Raw genomic sequence first — 18,015 nt, forward strand, 5'->3', positions numbered from 1 at the left:
TGCGTTGCACAAAGACAGGCGATGACAACGCTTTCGCCTCTCGCCTCCGCCTGGACCCGCTCGAAGCCGCCCTTGCTGCGGTTTCTGGGCAATTGTCTCAACGAATTCTCGGCCGAGACCTCCGGCGCCGTTGCCGACTACATCCCCGAGCTTAGCAAGGCCGACCCTGCCCATTTTGGCATCAGCCTCGCGACCCTGGACGGCCATGTCTACGAGGTCGGCGACAGCCGGGTGCCCTTCACCATCCAGTCGATGTCGAAGCCCTTCGTGTTCGCGCTGGCGCTGGACCTCCTGGGCGCCGGCCGCGTCGAGAGCGCGATCGGCGTCGAGCCCTCGGGCGATCCCTTCAACTCGATCCGGCTCAATTCCGAGAACCATCCGTTCAACCCGATGGTCAATGCCGGCGCGATCGCCTGCACCGGGCTGATCTATGACAGCAAGGGCACGGAAGCCTTCGAGCAGATCCGGCTTGCGCTCAGCCGTTTTGCGGGGCGCGATCTCGCGGTGGACGAGGCCGTTTACAGCTCGGAGAGCCAGACCGGCGACCGCAACCGCGCCATCGGCTACCTCCTCAAGACCAATGCGGTGATCTCGGACAATGTCGCGGGCGTGCTCGACGTCTATTTCCGGCAATGCGCGGTGCTGGTCACGGCGCGCGACATCGCGGTGATGGCGGCGACGCTCGCCAATCGCGGCGTCAATCCCGTAACCGGAGAGCAGGTGCTGACACCCTACGCCATCTCGCGCACGCTGTCGGTGATGACGTCGTCGGGCATGTACGACTACGCCGGCGAGTGGATCTACCGGATCGGCATCCCCGCCAAGAGCGGCGTCGGCGGCGGCATCCTCGCGGCCCTTCCCGCCCGGCTCGGGCTCGGCTGCTATTCGCCCAAGCTCGACAAGCACGGTAACAGCGTGCGCGGCATCAAGGTCTGCGAGGCGCTGTCCTCGCATTACGACCTGCACATGCTCAACCGCAGGGACGACGCCCGCAACGCCGTCATCGCCGACTACGACATCGGCAAGAGCCCGTCGCGGCGCGTGCGCCGGCCGCAGGAGCGCAAGATTCTGGCCGGGCATGAGCAGGAGGTGCGGGTTATCGAGCTGGTCGGCACGCTGTCGCTGTCGGCGGTGGACTATGTCTCGCGCCGGCTGGCCGGACAGCCCCGGCCGCAAATCGTGATCTTCGATCTCCACCGCGTCACCTCCACCACGCGCGCCGGGGCGCGGCTCGTGGCCGAGGCGTTCGAGGAGCTGGCAGCGCTGAACGTGACCGTCGTACTGTCAGGGGTCAGGCGTGCGTCGAAGGAATGGGACAGCCTGCGGGAATGGACGGCGGAGCTGAAGAACGTCCGCGACTTCTATCTGCTCGACACCGCGATCGAATGGGCGGAAGACCAGATCGTCTACCGCTACGGCGGCTCGATCGATTTCCACGAGACCACCGAGCTCGCCGAGCAGCCGCTGCTATCAGGCATGAGCGAGGAAGAGCTGACCGACCTCGCCTCGATCTGCACGATCCGGACCTTTCCATCCGGGGCAAAGATCATCACGACAGGCGACCCCGCCGATTTCCTGTTCTTCCTGCGCAGCGGCGCCGTACATGTCACCCTGCCCGACGGCGTGCGGCTGGCGACGCTGACCGCCGGTATGGCCTTCGGCGAGATGGCGCTGCTGGAGCCGACGCGTTCGGCCGATGTTTTCGCGGACATGGCGGCGACCGCATTCGAGGTGCCGCTGAAGGATTTCGAGCGCTTCCGCAAGCAGCACCCGCGCGCCTCCGAGCGCATCATGCGCAATCTGGCGCAGCTGCTGGCCGACCGCCTGATCGTCGCCAATGCCAAGGTCGACATTCTGACGTCGACGTGAGCGCGCTGATCCGGGTCAGCGGCTCGCGGCTTCGCTCAGTCGCCGCTTGATCTTGGCCGCGCTCGCCTTGAGCAATTCGGACGGCTGCTGGCCGGTCGCGGCGCACAGGCAGGCCCAGTAATAGATGACATCGCCGAGCTCATCGACGAGGCCCGCCTTGTCGAGCCAGTCATCGCGCAGCAGCTTCTTGATGTGGTCGGCCACCTCGCCGGATTCGCCGGCGAGGCCGAGCCCGAGATAGGACAGCCGCTCGTTGGACGGATGCTCATCGACTTTCGCAATGCTCGCGGCCCAGACCGCGTATTCATCGATCGTCATCGGCAGACCTCGCCACAGTTTTTGGATTAGCCCACCACTTCCGTGACGGGCTGGAGATCGATTTCAAAAGTCTCCAGAAATTTCGACGTCATGATGTAGAAGCCGACCGAAAGCTGGAGTTCGACCAGCGCGGCCGGTGTCAGCTTCGATGCGATCGCCTTGAACGTCGCATCCGTCGGCTTCTTCAGCTTCACGATCTCGTCGGTGAAGGCGAGCGCGGCGCGCTGCACCTCATTGAAGCAGGTCGCGGCCTGCCAATTCTCCAGCGCTTCGTTCTGCTCGTCGGTGACGCCGACATTCTTGCCGATGCGCTTGTGCGCGACGATCTCATACGGCGCCTCGCACAAAATGCCGGTGCGGGTGATCGCTAGCTCACGCACGATGGGATCGAGCTCGCCCTTGTGGCGGATGGCTCCGCCGAGCCGGCAATACTGCTCAAAATAGCTCGGCGAGTGCGCCATCATGCGGAAGATGTTGGCGTTGCGGTTCTTGTCGAGAATTTCGCGGGTGCGGTCGGACGCCTTGAACGGGTCGCTGTAGTTGATACGGGCCATGATTTACCTGAAGATTTCCTTGACGATTTCCTTGGGCCTTTGATGCTTTTTGTCGTTAGCGGCGAGAGTCCCACGAAACTGTATTCTGGCGTGACCGCAACAGCAACATCATCGAGTCAAAATGCCGCCGCATTGCTGATCGACCTTGGGACAGTCGATATTCGCCGTGTGGGGACAAATCACGGTGAATACTCGCAAGGGGTGTTCCGAGTAAAAAACAATTGACCGTCGGGTGCGCTAGCCGCGCAACGATGAGTCACGCCCAAGTCTAGGGAGAAAAAGGCATGAAGGAAGCCACCAAGGGGGCGGCCTCGGGAGCGCTCGCGCATATGCTGGCGGTGACGGCGATGCTCGTCATCGCCAGCATATTGTTCTACGGGCGTTAGCAAGAGTTGCGTAGAGTGTTTTCGTCATTCCGGGGTGGCTCTCGCACAAGCCAGGCTCAGAATCCCGTTCCAGGCTCGGTCCCTCGGACCGCCCCCGAATGACGGATCCTACTATTTCCTTTTGCTGAAAAACGGCACGAGCTTGCCGGCAAACGTCGGGAAGCTCGCAGTGACCTCATCGCCGATAGCTAGATTCGTCTCGCCGTGCGCCATCATGCGAAATCCCTCTGCGCAATCGACCAGCAGGATGTTGTAGGGCAAGTGCGCCCGGGTCTCGGGCGTGGCGGCGCGGCAGACCAGCGAAGTCGCATAGACGCTGCCCTTGCCGCAGGCGCGCGCATCGCGCGGATCGGGCGCGCCGCAGGCCGCGCAGAAGGCGCGATGGAAATACTGCGCATGGCCGCATGCGCCGCAGGTCTGAAAGGTGATGGCCTGCTCACCCTTGGTCCAGTCCGCGATTCGTTCGCTCATCGCACGCGCTCCAGAAACATGCTCACGTGGGACGACAGCACGCCGCCGTCGCCGTGCAGCAGCGCGATCGATGCGTCGCGCACCTGGCGGCTAGCCGCCCGCCCCGTCATCTGCAAATGCGCCTCGACCAGATGCGCCATCGCGCCGCCGACGCCGCAATGGCCATAGCTGAGCAGGCCGCCATGGGTGTTGAGCGGCATCGCGCCGTCGCGGCTGAAATGGCCTGATCGCACGCGCGCAGCCGCCTCGCCGCGGCCGGCGAGGCCGAGGTCTTCCAGCAGCATGGCGAGCGTGATCGTAAAGCTGTCGTAGATCGCGGCGTAGCGCACGTCGGAGATCGCAAGGCCGGTGGCCTCCTTGGCGCGGGCGATGGAGATTTCAGCACCGAGCTCGCTGAGCGCGGGCGCGGCCGTCACGTGCTGATGGGTATGCGCCTGGGCGCAGCCGCGGATGCGCACGCCGGCCTCGCCGGTCCGCTCACGGCTGATGACGAAAGCCGCGCCGCCGTCCGACACCGGGCAGCAGTCCAGCAGCTTGAGCGGCATTGCCACCGGCTTCGAGGCGATGACATCGGCGACCGTGATGGGATCGTGGAATTGCGCGCCGGGATGGGTGCAGGCGTGCGCGCGCATCAGCACCGCGAATTCGGCGAGATCCTCTTCCGTCACGCCGTATTCGTGCATGTAGCGGGTGGCGACCAGGCCGTAATAGGCGGGAATGGTCGGGCCGAGCGGCACCTCGTAGTCGGGATGCCCGACCTGCGCCAAAGCCTGGATCGAAGCGTCGAGGCTTTGGCCAGTGAGGCGGTTCTCGCCAGCAACGACGAGGACGTTGCGCGCGACGCCCGCCTCGACGAGGTGATGGGCCAGCATGGTCATAGCAAGGCCCGTCGCGCCGCCGACCTGCACGGCGTGCGCGTAAGACGGACGGATGCCAAAATGCTCGGCGAAGACGGTGGCCAGCATGATGTGGGGCGAGACGGTCGAGTAGCCGCAGAGGATGCCGTCGATGTCGGCGCGCTTGAAACCGGCATCGTCGAGTGCGGCTTGCGCCGCCTTGCTCATCAGGTCGAGCGAGGACGAGCCTTCGTGCTTGCCGAAAGGTGTGAGGCCGACGCCGGTGATGAAGCTCATGATGCCCCTCCCTGCTCCGGCGGCGAACGCGTGACGCCATCGCGGACCATCGCGTCGATCTCGTCCGCGGAATAGCCGATCTCACGCAGGATCTCCGCGCCATGCTCGTTGAGCCGCGGCGCTAGCCTTGCCGGCTCGGCCTCGGTCTCCGACCAACTGGCCGTCACCTTCATGCTGCGGATCGGGCCTTCGGTCGGATGGTTCACGACCGGGAAGAAGCCGGTGGCTTCCAGATGCTCGTCGTGCAGGATCGACGCGAGGTCGTGCATCGGCATCACGGGCACATCGGCCTTGGTCAGCAGGTCGATCCACTCGGCCGTGGTGCGGGTCTCGAAGATGCGCGCGAGCTCGGCATAGACGACGTCGATATTGGCGGCACGGCCGGCGAAGGTCGCGAATTTGGGGTCGGCGCGCAGATCGTCGCGGCTCGTTGCCTTGAAGAAGTTCTCCCACTGCTTGTCGTTGTAGACGATGACGCTGAGATAGCCGTCCGAGGTCTTGTAGGGCCGGCGGTCGCGCGAGAGGTGGCGGGCATAGCCGCCCTTGTCGAGCGGCGGCTCGTAGGTGAGCCCGCCCATGTGGTCGCCCATGACGAAGCCGGCCATGGTCTCGAACATCGGGATGTCGACGCGCTGGCCGCGGCCGGTGCGATCCCGATGCACGAGGCTGGCGCAGATCGCGCCGACCGCAGTGAGACCGACGATGCGGTCGACCAGCGCGTTGGGCACATAGCGCGGCACGCCATCACCCGTCTGCGCCATCAAGGCGGGGAGCGCGGTCGCGCCCTGGATCAAATCGTCATAGGCGGGTTTTGCCGCGTAGGGCCCGTCCTGGCCGAAGCCGAACACGCCGGCGTAGACGAGACGCGGGTTGATTGCGGAGACGACGTCGTAGCCGAGGTGAAGCCGCGCCATCGCCTGCGGGCGGACATTGTAGACGAGAACGTCGGCGTCCTTCAGCAGCCGCAGGACGGCCTCTCGGCCGGCGGGCTTCTTCAGATCGAGACAGATCGAGCGCTTGCTGCGGTTGGTGTTGAGGAACACCGGGCCCATGCCGGCATGGCGCATCGGACCGATCAGGCGGGTGACGTCGCCGTCGAGCGATTCCACCTTGATCACGTCGGCACCGTAATCGCCGAGCATCTGGGTCGCATAGGGACCCATCAGCACGGTGGTCATATCCACGACCTTGATGCCCTTCAGCGGCCCCATCCGTTCGCTCCCGATTGCGCGGGCTCAACCTGGCCCTGCGATTTCGGTCCAGCTAAGGGCAGCGACGCCGCACGCGCAAGGGCGGCCGGGGTATGGCCGCATGCGCGGTGCCGCGGCCGCTATTTCTTCTGGCGGGATTCGCGGATCTTGATGAGGCGGTCGAGCTCATCGTTCTGCTGGTTGATCCGGTCGGCGATGCGCGACTCGTTCTGCTCGCCGGAGGCGGCAGCGGCCTGCTCGATGAGCTGCCGGATATTGTCCTCGAGGATCGCGATGCGATCGTTGAGTGCGTCTATCGACAGCGAGTCTTCGTAATCATTGCCCATGATGCATTCCCTGCCAATCAATGAAGAGCCGCAGGATGGGCAAAGCGTAGCGTGCCCACCATGATCTAGCGCAACAAAAAGGTGGGCACGGCGCAAACGCGCCTTTGCCCACCCTACGAGAACTTACTTCAACGGCTCCAGCACGGAGACGTAGTTGGCAACCGCCGCGCCGCCCATGTTGAAGATGCCGCCGAGCTTGGCGTTCTTGAGCTGCATGCCCTCGGGCGCCTGGCCGGCAAGCTGCATCGCGGTCATCACGTGCATGGAGACGCCGGTGGCACCGATCGGGTGGCCCTTGGCCTTCAGGCCGCCGGACGGATTGACCGGCAGCTTGCCGTCCTTGAGCGTCCAGCCTTCCTTGATGGCACGGGCGCCCTGCCCCTTCGGCGTCAGGCCCATCGCTTCGTACTCGATCAGCTCGGCGACGGTGAAGCAGTCATGGGTCTCGACGAAGGAGAGATCGGTGAGCGCAACGCCCGCCTTCTCCAGCGCGCGCTGCCAGGCGACCGTGCAGCCCTCGAACTGGAGGATGTCGCGCTTGGACATCGGCAGGAAGTCCTGGGCGTGCGCGGTGGCGCGGAAGCCGATCGACTTGCTCATGCCCTTGGCGGTCTCGGCGTCGGCCAGCACCAGCGCCGCGGCGCCGTCGGAGACCAGCGAGCAGTCGGTGCGCTTCAGGGGACCCGCGACATAGGGGTTCTTCTCGCTCTCGGCGCGGCAGAACTCGAAGCCAAAATCCTTGCGCATCTGGGCGAAGGGGTTGGCGACGCCGTTCTTGTGGTTCTTGGCCGCGATCAGCGCCAGCGCATCGGACTGGTCACCGTATTTCTGGAAATAGGAGCTGGCGATCTTGCCGAACACGCCGGCGAAGCCGCCGACGGTGTCCCCGTCCTCCGGCAGATAGGACGCCTTGAGCAGGTTCTTGCCGATCTCCGGACCCGGGGTGCGGGTCATCTGCTCGACGCCGACGACGAGCACGATCCTGGCCGCGCCTGCGTCGATCGCACGCAGGCCCTGATGGACCGCGGCGGAGCCGGTGGCGCAGGCGTTCTCGACGCGGGTCGTGGGCTTGAAGCGCAGCTTCGGGTCGGCCTGGAGCACCAGCGAGGCGGTAAAATCCTGCGGCGAGAAGCCGGCGTTGAAATGGCCGAGCACGATCTCGTCGACGTCGGACGCGGAAATGCCGGCATCGGCCATCGCCTCGTTGGCCACGCGGGTGACGAGGCTTTCGACGGTCTCGGTGTCGAACTTGCCGAACGGCGTATGCGCCCATCCGACGATGCTGGCGGTCATGGTCATCTCCCTGGGGTCTCTTACTGACCTATGTCTTAGCCCACCAACTGCAAGACTTCACGTGGCTTTCAGGGCCTTGAGGGTGCGCTGGCAGATGGCAGTTATGCCGGCCCAGTTCCCGGCCTTGATCTCCGCCGTCGGGCATAGCCAGGAACCGCCGACCGCGACCACGTTGGGCTCGGCAAGCCAGGTTGCTGCATTGGCCTCGCCCACACCGCCGGTCGGGCAAAACCGCACGTTCGGGAACGGGCCGCCCAGCGCGCGCAGGCCCTTGATGCCGCCGGCCTGCTCGGCCGGGAAGAATTTTGCGACGTCGAGGCCGTACGACAGCGCCAGCATCAGCTCGGAGGCGGTGGCGATGCCTGGGGCGAACGGCAAGGAGCTGTCCGCGGCGACCTTCAGGAGATCGGGGGTCAGACCCGGGCTGATGCCGAACGCGACGCCCAACTTCTCGACACGGACGAAATCGGCCGGCTTGAGGATCGTGCCGATGCCGACGACCGCCTCGGGCACCTCGGCCATCATCGCCCTCGCCGCCTCGATCGCAACGGGGGTGCGCATGGTCACCTCCAGCGTGCGGACGCCGCCAGCCACCAGCGCTTTCGCCAGCGGCACGGCATCCTGGATACGCTCGATGGTGAGGACAGGAATGACGGTCGCGGCCTTGAACAGCGCGACGAGGTGGTTCTGTTGGGCAGTCGTGGTCATCTTGGCTTTCGTTTCACTTGGTCGCTTGACGCGTGGTCGCTGGCCGGTGCCGCTTCTTCGGCGGCATGGCATAGCCCGGAATGATGGCGCCGGCATAGCAGATCACGAGGCTGGCGAGGCGGTGCCCGGCCTGGGCCGCCTCGACCGGATCGGAGCCGCCGAGCCGGGCCGCGATATAGGCCGCGGCAAAGCTGTCGCCGGCCGCGGTGGTGTCAACGACCGGCTTGGTCATCGGTTCGGCGCGGACTTCGCTGGTGCCGCCGGGAAAGCGCAACAGGCTGACGGGCTCGGCGAGACGGAACACCAGCTCGGGCGTGGGAATGCGCGCCATCAACTGCTCGTGGCTTTCGCCGGGATAGAGCGCGAGCAGATCCTCGGTCGAGGTCAGCACGATGTCGGCGGTCGCAAACGCCGTGGCAAAGACCTCGCGGGCGACGTCGCGGTCCGGCCATCCCCGCGCGCGGAAATTGGTGTCGAACACGAAGCGGGTGCCGAGCAGGCGCGCCCGCTTGATCGCCGCGAACAGGCGCTCGCGCCCGGCCGCCCCGTAGATCGAGAGCGTGATCGCGGAGAGATAGATGATGTCGTAGCTCATCAGCGAGTTGAGCAGCTCATCCGTCTCCGGCAGGCTCATCAATTGGCGCGCTGCCGCACTGTCGCGCCAGTGGAAGAACTGCCGCTCGCCCTTCGCATCCGTCTGGATCATGTAGAGGCCGGGCAGCTTGCCCGGCAGCCGGGAGACGCGGCGGGTCCCGACGCCCTCCGCATTCCAGGCCGCGATCATCTCGTCGCTCAGGGCATCGTCGCCGAGCGCGGTGAGATAGTCGACCTTGACCTCGAGCCGCGCCAGATACACCGCCGTGTTGAGGGTGTCGCCACCGAAGCCGCGCGAATACAGGCCGCCGCCCTGGCCATGCCCGCTGGACTGTCCAGCGGACTGTCCACCCTGGGCCTGCCGGAGCTCGACCATGCATTCACCGATGCAAGCAACGCTCGCCATCGTCATATCCACGCTGTTCATCGGTTCGATCAGGCGACGAAGTTGCCGCCGAGCTCGTCTTCGATGTGAATGCGGATGATGTCGTCAAAAGTCTTTTCTTCGGTGGTGAAGCCGAGCTCGCGCGCCCGCTTCGCCTCGAAATTGCGCGGCCAGCCGCCGACGATGCCGACGATGAACGGATCCAGCTCGTGCTTGATGCGCGCGGCGACCTTGTCGCCGGCCACCCGCTTGAGCGCAGCGATCTGTTCGCCGACCGTAGCCGAGAAGCCGGGCATGGTCAGGTTGCGGCGCGGACCGACCTTGGCGAGGTCCATGGTGCCGGCGTGGAGCAGGAAGCCGACGGCGGAACGCGGCGTGGCGTGCCAGTGGCGGACGTCCTCGGAGACCGGGAGGATCGCTTCCTTGCCGGCCAGCGGCTCGCGCAGGATGTTGGAGAAGAAGCCCGATGCCGCCTTATTGGGCAGGCCGGGCCGGATGCAGATGGTTGGCAAGCGGATGCCGATGCCGTCGAGGAAGCCGCGGCGCGAATAGTCGGCGAGCAGCAATTCACCGATCGCCTTCTGGGTGCCGTAGCTGAGCAGCGGGGTGTGGAAGAACTCGTCGCCGATCGCGTCCGGGAACGGCGCGCCGAACACCGCGATTGACGAGGTGAAGACCACGCGCGGCTTGTAGCCGCCGCCGACGAGCCTGACGGCATCGAGCAGCATCCGCGTGCCGTCGAGATTGATGCGGTAGCCCTTGTCGAAATCGAGCTCGGCTTCGCCGGAGACGATCGCGGCGAGATGGAAGATCACGTCGGGGCGGCCGGCGATCAGCTTTTCGGCTGCGCCCGGCACGGCGAAATCGCCTGACACGGTCTCGACCGGGAAACCGGCCTTTTCCGGCTTTTTGGGCTCGACCACGTCGTGCATGGTCAGCTTGGTGATGTCGCTCTTGCCGAGCCGGCCGTCGCGCAACAGCCGTTCACACAATTTACGGCCGACCATGCCGGCGGCGCCCAGAACCAGAATGTGCAAGAGCCTACTCCTTCTTATTGGCCGGAGCGCGCCGCTCCTGACACGTTCTCCTGGCACGCTCTCAAGGCAGGCCCCGCGATCATTCCTTCACGGCGCCGGTCATCGCCGACACATAGTACTCCACGAAGAAGGAATAAAGGATAACTACGGGGACCGAGCCGATCAGGGCCGCCGCCATCAGCGCGCCCCAATGGTAGACGTCGCCGCTGACGAGCTCGGTGATGGCGCCGACGGGAATCGTCTTGTTCTCCGACGAGGAGATGAAGGTCAGCGCGTAGATGAACTCGTTCCAGGACAACGTGAAGGCGAAGATGCCGGCCGAGATCACCCCCGGGAGCGACAGCGGCAGCGTGATCTTGACCAGGATCTGGAGCCGCGTCGCACCGTCGATCAGCGCGCATTCCTCGAGCTCGTAGGGAATGGTGCGGAAATAGCCCATCAGGAGCCAGGTGCAGAACGGGATCAGGAAGGTCGGATAGGTCAGGATCAGCGCCAGATTGCCATCGAACAGGCCGAGCTGGAACACGATCGCCGCCAGCGGAATGAACAGGATCGAGGGCGGCACGAGATAGCCGAGGAAGATCGCTAGCCCCACATAGCGCGAGCCCTTGTAGCGGAGACGTTCGATCGCGTAGGCGGCGCAGACGCTGGCGAACAGCGAGATGAAGGTGGAGGACACCGAGACGATCACGGTGTTCCACATCCAGAGCGGATAGTCGGTTTCGACCAACAGCTTCTTGATGTGCTCGATGGTCGGATTCACGATCCAGAACGGATTGTACTTCTCGTAATCGTACATCTCCGCGTCCGGCTTGAACGTCGCGACCGCCATCCAATAGAACGGGAACAGCAGGAAGAAGATGATCAGGCCGAGCGGAAAGTAGACCCGCAAGAACTTCCGCGGGAAGCTCTCGAGATAGTCCATTCCGACGCTTTGGTCGTCTGCGGTGCTCATGGTCAGTCCCTCCCGCCCTGCTGCCAGCGGGAGCGCTGAAGCCCGAAGAAGCTGAGCAGGATCGCTGCGACCAGGAACGGGATCATCGCGTTCGAGATCGCTGCGCCCTCCCCGAGATTGCCGCCGGTGATGGCGCGCTGGAACGACAGCGTCGCCATCAGATGCGTGGCATTGATCGGCCCGCCCCGCGTGATGGTGTAGATCAGCTGGAAGTCGGTGAACGTCATCAGCACCGAGAATGTCATCACGACCGCGATGATCGGCGACAGCATCGGCAGCGTGATGTGGCGGAAGCGCTGCATGTTGGTGGCGCCATCGAGATTGGCCGCCTCGTAGAGCGAGGGCGAAATCGTCTGCAATCCCGCCAGCAGCGTGATCGCCACGAAGGGCACGCCACGCCAGATGTTGGCGGCGACGACCGACAAGCGCGCATTCCAGGGATCGCCGAGGAAGTCGATGTAGCGCGTGATCAGGCCGGCCTTGATCAGTACCCAGGAGATGATCGAGAACTGGCTGTCATAGATCCACCAGAACGCGATCGCGGACAGCACCGTCGGTACCACGAAGGGCAGCAGCACGATGGCGCGGATCATCGACTTGAACGGCAGCCGCTCGTTGAGCAGCAGCGCGAGGTAAAGGCCGATGGCGAATTTCACGATGCTCGCGGTGAACGTATAGAAGATGGTGTTGAAGACCGAGAGCCAGAACACCGAATCCTTGGAGAGCGAGACGAAGTTCGCAAAGCCGATATAGCGCCCGGCCCCGCCGATCTTGGTGTCAGTCATGCCGAGCCAGAAGCCCAGCGCCAGCGGATAAGCCAGAAACAGGATGAGGATCGCGATCGCCGGCACCATGAACATCGCGCCGAGCCAATTCCGGCTCTCGAATGCTCTGGTCCAGAGGCTGGCGCGCTTGACCTGCGCGACAGCGGACTCGGCCATGACTGCCATGTCGGATTCCCCTCGGGAGAAAAGTCACGGCGTCCGGCGAACCGGACGCCGCGCGGATTGGCGTTGATCAGACCTGGTAGTAGCGCTTGGCGCGCTCGGCGGCGCGCGCCGCCGCCTGCTTCGGCGTCGCCGAGCCGGAGGCTGCTTCCGCGAACATGTCGACGACGACGAAGTCGCCCATCACCGCGGCGGAGGCATAGCCGAGATCGCCGGCAAAGCCGTTGTCGCGGCAGCGCTTCAGGCAGTCGCGATACGGGGTGATCTTCGGATCCGACGTCCACACCGGGTTGTCGTTGTAGGCCGGCAGCGGCGGCGACACGTAGCCGTTGGAAGCGACCTCCCAGGCGTCGTAGTTCTCCTTGTCCATCATGAACTTGATGAATTCCTTGACCGCCTTGGGATACTTCGAGTGCTTGTAGCCGTAGTAGACCAGCACGTTCTGCTGCTCGGTCGACACGCCCACGGGGCCGATCGGCATCGGCGCGTGGTTCATGTCCTTGGCGATCTCCTGCTGCTTCGCATCGGTGGAGTTCTTGCCGACGGTCCAGATCGAGATGCCGTTCAGCGTCAGGCTGAGTTCGCCGTTCAGGAACGCCTTGTTGTTGTTCGAGTCATTCCACGACAGCACGCCCGGGATGAAGGTCTCGTAGAGCTGCTTGACGTATTCGAGCGCGGCGACCGTCTCCGGGGAGTCGATCACGACCTCGTTCTTGTCGTTGACGACCTTGCCGCCGAACGCCCAGAGCGCCCACTGGCACCAGCCATTGGCATCGCCCGTGGCATGGCCGAGCGCGAAGCCGGCCGGCGTGTTGTTCTTCTTCAACGCCTGGCAGAGCTTGAGGAAGCCGGCGGTGTCCTTGGGGAATTCCTCGAAGCCCGCAGCCTTCACGTGGCTGATGCGGTAGTTCAGGCAGCCGCCGGTCGCGCCCTGCGGAATGGCGATCCAGCTGTTGCCCTTCTTGCCGTAACGTTCGGCAACCGGATACCAGCCGCCATACTGCGCGCCGAGATAGTCGGCGACATCAGTCATATCGATCAGCTTTTCCGGGAATTTGTGGGGATCGTCGAGCGTGCCGATGATGAGGTCGGGGCCGGCGCCGACATTGGCGGCCACCGCGGCCTTGGGGCGGATGTCTTCCCAGCTCTCGGCCTCGAGCTTGATCTTGACGCCGGTCTTCTCGGAGAACTTCTTGGTCTGCTCGGCAAACTTGTCGAACTCGGCCTGGATGAACTGCTTCCAGCGCAAGACGCGGATGGACGCGTTCGGTTCGGGCGTGTTGGTCCACTCCGCGGCGCGGACCGGCACGATGCCCGGGCCGGCCAGCAACGCTGCGCCGCCCAGGCCGGCCTTAAGCACACTTCGCCTGTCGAAATTGCTCATCGTTCTCTCCCTGAATTTTATATTTGTATTGGGTCGTTCTTGAATAGTCGTTGGGCAATCCTTCGGCGCGGCTACATACGTTTGCCCGTCGCCTCGTCGAACAGATGAACCAGTGACGGGTCAGGCTTCAGCTTGACCTTGTCGCCCGGATTGAACTGGTGACGCTCGCGGAAGACCGCGACGACCTGCTCGCCACCCACCTTCGCGAACACCTGCGTCTCCGAGCCGGTCGGCTCGACCACGATGATCTCGGCATCGGCGCCGTCGTCCGCGATGGTGAAATGCTCGGGTCGCACACCGTAGACGACAGGACGACCGTCGGACGCCGCCGGCGCGTTCTTGAGCGGCAGCTTGACGCCGTTCGGCCCCTCGAAGGTCGCAACGCCGTTGACGCGCACATGGCCTTTCAGGAAGTTCATGGCCGGCGAGCCGATGAAGCCGGCGACGAACTGGTTGTCGGGCTTGTCGTAGAGCTCCAGCGGGGTGCCCATCTGCTCGACGATGCCGTCATGCATGACGACGATCTTGTCGGCCATGGTCATGGCCTCGATCTGGTCGTGGGTGACGTAGACGGTCGTCGTCTTCAGCCGCTGGTGCAGCTCCTTGATCTCGGTGCGCATGGCGACGCGCAGCTTGGCGTCGAGGTTCGACAAGGGCTCGTCGAACAGGAACACCTGCGGATCGCGCACGATGGCGCGGCCCATCGCGACGCGCTGGCGCTGGCCGCCGGAGAGCTGGCGCGGATAGCGTTCGAGCAGCGGCGACAGCGCGAGAATTTCGGCGGCGCGCTTGACGCGCTTGTTGATCTCGTCGGAGCTCGCGTTCCGCAGCTTCAGCGAGAAGCCCATGTTCTCGCCGACGGTCATGTGCGGATAGAGCGCATAGTTCTGGAACACCATCGCAATATCCCGCTCCTTGGGCTGGATATTGTTGACGACGCGGTCGCCGATCGAGATCGTGCCGGAGGTGATGTTCTCGAGGCCTGCAAGCATGCGCAGAAGCGTCGACTTGCCGCAGCCGGAGGGGCCAACCAGGACGACGAACTGGCCGTCCTCGATCGGAATCGAAACGCCGTGCAGGACTTCAAAATTGCCGAACGATTTCCGCACGTCGCGGATTTGCACAGACGACATCTAGCTCCCTCCTCGAAAGTCCACGACGCCTCACGCGCCGCGACCGTCTTGTTTTTCAGACTTCACCGAACGAAGCCCGATCTTAGCGAGCGACATTGTCGGCAGTTTGTGCGGTTTTGGCAATTTGTCTTTGGTTAGTCGTTGCTGGTAGCGCTGTCAACGTTCCTTTGTTTGCCGGACCGACTGTGATAAGAGCAACTAATGGGTCGAAAACGCACCAAGTCAGGTAAAATCCGGCTGGCGGAAGTTGCCGAGCTTGCCGGCGTCAGCCCGATCACGGCGTCCCGGTTCTTCCGCAATCCGGAGGCCCTGTCGGTCGCCAAGCGGACGCGGGTCGAGAGCGCAGCCAATGAGCTCGGCTATGTGCCGAACCTGGCGGCGCGGGCGCTGGCCTCGCAGCGCACCGAAGTGATCGGCGTCTTGATCCCGTCACTGACCAACAACGTGTTTTCCGACGTGCTGCGCGGCATCTACGACGCCTCCGAAGGCAGCCGGTACTCGATCCAGCTGTCCAACACACGCTACAGTATTCTCCAGGAGGAGAAGCTGCTGCGACTGTTTCTCGCGCAGAAGCCGGCCGGACTGATCGTCACCGGCATCGACCAGACCGCGGAATCGCGCGCGATGCTGGAGGCCGCCGACTGCCCGATCGTGCAGATCATGGAGGTCGGGCCCAATCCGGTCGACATGATGATCGGCTTTTCGCACTATGATGCGGCCCGCGCGGCGATCGCCCACCTGTTCGCGCAAGGCCATCGCAAGATCGGCTTCGTCGGCGCGCGCATGGACCCGCGGGTGCAGCGGCGGCTGGACGGATATGTCTCGGCCATGAAGGACGCCGCGCTGTTCGAGCAGCGCCTCGTCGTCACGACGGCGACACCGACCTCGGTGACGCTCGGCGGCACCCTGTTCACCGATCTTTTGGCGCGCGAGCCTGATATCGACTCGGTGTTCTGCGCCAATGACGACCTCGCGCTCGGCGTGCTGTTCGAATGCCGGCGCCGGGAGATCGCGGTCCCCGAGCAGATCGCGATCGTCGGATTCAACGACCTCGAATTCATGGCCTCCGCGGTACCCACCCTCACCAGCGTGCGCACCAACCGCTACGAGATGGGCAACACGGCCGCCACCATGCTGATCGAAGCGATCGACGGACGGCGCCCCGAGCAGCCGGTGCTCGATCTCGGCTTCAAGGTGATCGAGCGGCAAAGCTCGTCGTCGCGGCGGTCGGACGACAGGCCTGCCGCATCAGGCGCGGGCGCCGCGAACAAAATGATAGCGTTACCAAGTGGCCAAGACTAGTATCGCGCTTGTGAGGGAATGACCCGCCAACGGGCCTTTGAACCATGGATCGCGCCGTTGGGCATCGCACCAGCCGAAGCTGAGCTCCCGACGCCAGTGCGTTTGCATTGCAGGAGAAACCAATGACAAAAAAACCAACCAATGGGCATGCGCCCGCCAGCAACGGCGCTCGCCGCCACCTCCGCTCGCAGGAATGGTTCAACAATCCGCATAATCCGGGCATGACCGCGCTCTATATGGAGCGCTACCTGAATTACGGCCTCACCCGGGCCGAGCTTCAGTCCGGCAAGCCGATCATCGGCATCGCCCAGACCGGCAACGACCTTTCCCCCTGCAACCGCCACCATATCGAGCTGGCGCACCGCGTCCGCGAAGGCATCCGCGAGGCCGGCGGCATTGCGATGGAATTCCCGACCCATCCGATCCAGGAGACCGGCAAGCGCCCGACCGCGGCGCTCGACCGCAACCTCGCCTATCTCGGCCTCGTCGAGATCCTCTACGGCTATCCGCTCGACGGCGTGGTGCTGACCACCGGCTGCGACAAGACCACGCCTGCCTGCATGATGGCTGCGGCAACCGTGAACCTGCCCGCGATCGTGCTGTCGGGCGGGCCGATGCTGAACGGCTGGCATGCCGGCGAGCGCACCGGCTCCGGCACCATCGTCTGGAAGTCGCGCGAGCGGCTCGCCGCCGGCGAGATCGACTATGAGGAATTCATGGAGATCGTGGCGTCCTCGGCGCCGTCGGTCGGCCATTGCAACACCATGGGCACCGCCTCGACCATGAACGGGCTTGCCGAAGCGCTCGGCTTCTCGCTGCCGGGCTGCGCGGCAATCCCCGCCCCCTATCGGGAGCGCGGCCAGATCGCCTACGAGACGGGAAAACGCGCCGTCGAGATGGTCTGGGAAGACCTCAAGCCGTCGGACATCCTGACCCGCAAGGCGTTCGAGAACTGCATCGTGATCAACTCGGCGATCGGCGGCTCGACCAACGCGCCGATCCACATCAACGCGCTGGCGCGCCACATCGGCGTCGAGCTGTCGATCGACGACTGGCAGAAGTTCGGCCACGACGTGCCGCTGCTGGTCAACATGCAGCCGGCCGGCTTCTATCTCGGCGAGGAATTCCACCGCGCCGGCGGCGTGCCGGCCGTGGTGCGCGAGCTGATGAAGCACAAGCGCATCCACGAGGACGCGGTCACGGTGAACGGCCGCGGCATCGGCGAGAACTGCGCCAATGCGCCCGCGCCCGACAATGACGTGATCCGGGCCTACGACAAGCCGCTGGTGAAGGACGCCGGCTTCCTGGTGCTGAAGGGCAATCTGTTCGATTCCGCGATCATGAAGACCAGCGTGATCTCCAAGGAATTCCGCGACCGCTATCTCAGCAACCCGAAGGACCTCAACGCCTTCGAGGGCCGCGCCATCGTGTTCGAGGGCCCGGAGGATTATCACGAGCGGATCGACGATCCTTCACTCGACATCGACGAGAGTTGCATGCTGTTCGTCCGCGGCACCGGCCCGATCGGCTACCCCGGTGGCGCCGAGGTCGTGAACATGCAGCCGCCGGCTGCGCTGATCAAACGCGGCATTCTCGCCCTGCCCTGCATCGGCGACGGCCGCCAGTCCGGCACCTCGGGCTCGCCGTCGATCCTGAACGCCTCGCCGGAAGCTGCCGCCAATGGCGGGCTCGCGATCCTCAAGACCGGCGACAAGGTACGCATCGACCTCAACAAGGGCAGCGCCAATATTCTCATTTCGGACGACGAGGTGAAGAAGCGCCACGCCGAGCTGATGGCCAATGGCGGCTTCAAGCATCCGGCGAACCAGACGCCGTGGCAGGAGATCTACCGCAACACGGTCGGCCAGCAATCGACCGGCGCCTGCATGGAGCTCGCCACAAGGTATCAGAACGTCGCCGGCACGTTTGGTGTCGCCAGAGACAATCACTAACAGCCACGTCGTCATTGCGAGCGAAGCGAAGCAATCCAGAGATATCTCCAAGGAGAC

17 protein-coding genes are annotated in these 18,015 nt (G+C 64.5%); 3 read left to right on the forward strand and 14 right to left on the reverse strand.

The window, feature by feature from the left end; translation table 11 throughout:
- The first annotated feature begins 21 nt into the window (after positions 1–21).
- The gene (gene glsA, locus AC0L3X_RS01290; protein ID WP_063983841.1) at positions 22–1,869 is read left to right on the forward strand and encodes a glutaminase A; all 1,848 of its coding nucleotides are present in this window, start codon (positions 22–24) and stop codon (positions 1,867–1,869) included.
- A 15-nt stretch (positions 1,870–1,884) separates the two neighbouring features.
- On the opposite strand, the gene AC0L3X_RS01295 is transcribed toward glsA, so the two are convergent.
- From AC0L3X_RS01295 to AC0L3X_RS01360, 14 genes are all read right to left on the reverse strand, one after another.
- Positions 1,885–2,187, reverse strand: coding sequence for a nucleoside triphosphate pyrophosphohydrolase family protein (locus tag AC0L3X_RS01295; RefSeq protein ID WP_014495972.1), 303 nt, complete (start codon positions 2,185–2,187; stop codon positions 1,885–1,887).
- Between the two features lie 26 nt (positions 2,188–2,213).
- Positions 2,214–2,741: a carboxymuconolactone decarboxylase family protein gene (locus AC0L3X_RS01300; protein ID WP_028146557.1), complete on the reverse strand. Its 528-nt coding sequence runs from the start codon at positions 2,739–2,741 to the stop codon at positions 2,214–2,216.
- Positions 2,742–3,238: 497 nt separating this feature from the next.
- A complete protein-coding gene (locus tag AC0L3X_RS01305; protein WP_063983842.1) occupies positions 3,239–3,598 on the reverse strand; it encodes a Zn-ribbon domain-containing OB-fold protein in 360 nt (119 codons plus the stop codon).
- The gene (locus AC0L3X_RS01310) at positions 3,595–4,731 is read right to left on the reverse strand and encodes a thiolase family protein (RefSeq protein ID WP_283018663.1); all 1,137 of its coding nucleotides are present in this window, start codon (positions 4,729–4,731) and stop codon (positions 3,595–3,597) included. Before AC0L3X_RS01310 ends, AC0L3X_RS01305 begins: the two co-directional genes overlap by 4 nt.
- The gene (locus tag AC0L3X_RS01315) at positions 4,728–5,942 is read right to left on the reverse strand and encodes a CaiB/BaiF CoA transferase family protein (protein ID WP_283018662.1); all 1,215 of its coding nucleotides are present in this window, start codon (positions 5,940–5,942) and stop codon (positions 4,728–4,730) included. Before AC0L3X_RS01315 ends, AC0L3X_RS01310 begins: the two co-directional genes overlap by 4 nt.
- 119 nt (positions 5,943–6,061) lie before the next feature.
- A complete protein-coding gene (locus AC0L3X_RS01320; protein WP_014495977.1) occupies positions 6,062–6,268 on the reverse strand; it encodes a hypothetical protein in 207 nt (68 codons plus the stop codon).
- A gap of 123 nt (positions 6,269–6,391) precedes the next feature.
- The gene (locus AC0L3X_RS01325; protein ID WP_063983845.1) at positions 6,392–7,561 is read right to left on the reverse strand and encodes an acetyl-CoA acetyltransferase; all 1,170 of its coding nucleotides are present in this window, start codon (positions 7,559–7,561) and stop codon (positions 6,392–6,394) included.
- A gap of 57 nt (positions 7,562–7,618) precedes the next feature.
- Entirely contained in the window at positions 7,619–8,269 is a 651-nt protein-coding gene (eda, locus tag AC0L3X_RS01330; RefSeq protein ID WP_028146563.1) for a bifunctional 4-hydroxy-2-oxoglutarate aldolase/2-dehydro-3-deoxy-phosphogluconate aldolase, read from the reverse strand.
- A gap of 13 nt (positions 8,270–8,282) precedes the next feature.
- The gene (locus AC0L3X_RS01335; protein ID WP_063986437.1) at positions 8,283–9,269 is read right to left on the reverse strand and encodes a sugar kinase; all 987 of its coding nucleotides are present in this window, start codon (positions 9,267–9,269) and stop codon (positions 8,283–8,285) included.
- A 29-nt stretch (positions 9,270–9,298) separates the two neighbouring features.
- Positions 9,299–10,285, reverse strand: coding sequence for a D-erythronate dehydrogenase (denD, locus tag AC0L3X_RS01340; RefSeq protein WP_071914932.1), 987 nt, complete (start codon positions 10,283–10,285; stop codon positions 9,299–9,301).
- A gap of 79 nt (positions 10,286–10,364) precedes the next feature.
- Positions 10,365–11,240 carry a carbohydrate ABC transporter permease gene (locus AC0L3X_RS01345; RefSeq protein ID WP_014495982.1) on the reverse strand — a complete coding sequence of 292 codons (876 nt, stop codon included), beginning with the start codon at positions 11,238–11,240 and terminating at the stop codon, positions 10,365–10,367.
- Positions 11,241–11,242: 2 nt separating this feature from the next.
- Positions 11,243–12,190 carry a carbohydrate ABC transporter permease gene (locus AC0L3X_RS01350; RefSeq protein ID WP_063983847.1) on the reverse strand — a complete coding sequence of 316 codons (948 nt, stop codon included), beginning with the start codon at positions 12,188–12,190 and terminating at the stop codon, positions 11,243–11,245.
- Between the two features lie 67 nt (positions 12,191–12,257).
- Positions 12,258–13,571: an ABC transporter substrate-binding protein gene (locus tag AC0L3X_RS01355; RefSeq protein WP_063983848.1), complete on the reverse strand. Its 1,314-nt coding sequence runs from the start codon at positions 13,569–13,571 to the stop codon at positions 12,258–12,260.
- Positions 13,572–13,642: 71 nt separating this feature from the next.
- A complete protein-coding gene (locus tag AC0L3X_RS01360; RefSeq protein ID WP_063983849.1) occupies positions 13,643–14,704 on the reverse strand; it encodes an ABC transporter ATP-binding protein in 1,062 nt (353 codons plus the stop codon).
- A gap of 201 nt (positions 14,705–14,905) precedes the next feature.
- On the opposite strand from AC0L3X_RS01360, the gene gntR reads away from it, so the two are divergent.
- Positions 14,906–16,006 (forward strand): HTH-type transcriptional regulator GntR, encoded by a 1,101-nt coding sequence (gene gntR / locus AC0L3X_RS01365; protein ID WP_063983850.1) that lies wholly within the window; start codon positions 14,906–14,908, stop codon positions 16,004–16,006.
- A gap of 122 nt (positions 16,007–16,128) precedes the next feature.
- Positions 16,129–17,958 carry an IlvD/Edd family dehydratase gene (locus tag AC0L3X_RS01370; RefSeq protein ID WP_063983851.1) on the forward strand — a complete coding sequence of 610 codons (1,830 nt, stop codon included), beginning with the start codon at positions 16,129–16,131 and terminating at the stop codon, positions 17,956–17,958.
- The last annotated feature ends 57 nt before the right edge of the window (positions 17,959–18,015 follow it).

The organism is Bradyrhizobium sp. MI1.7 (genome assembly GCF_055811795.1).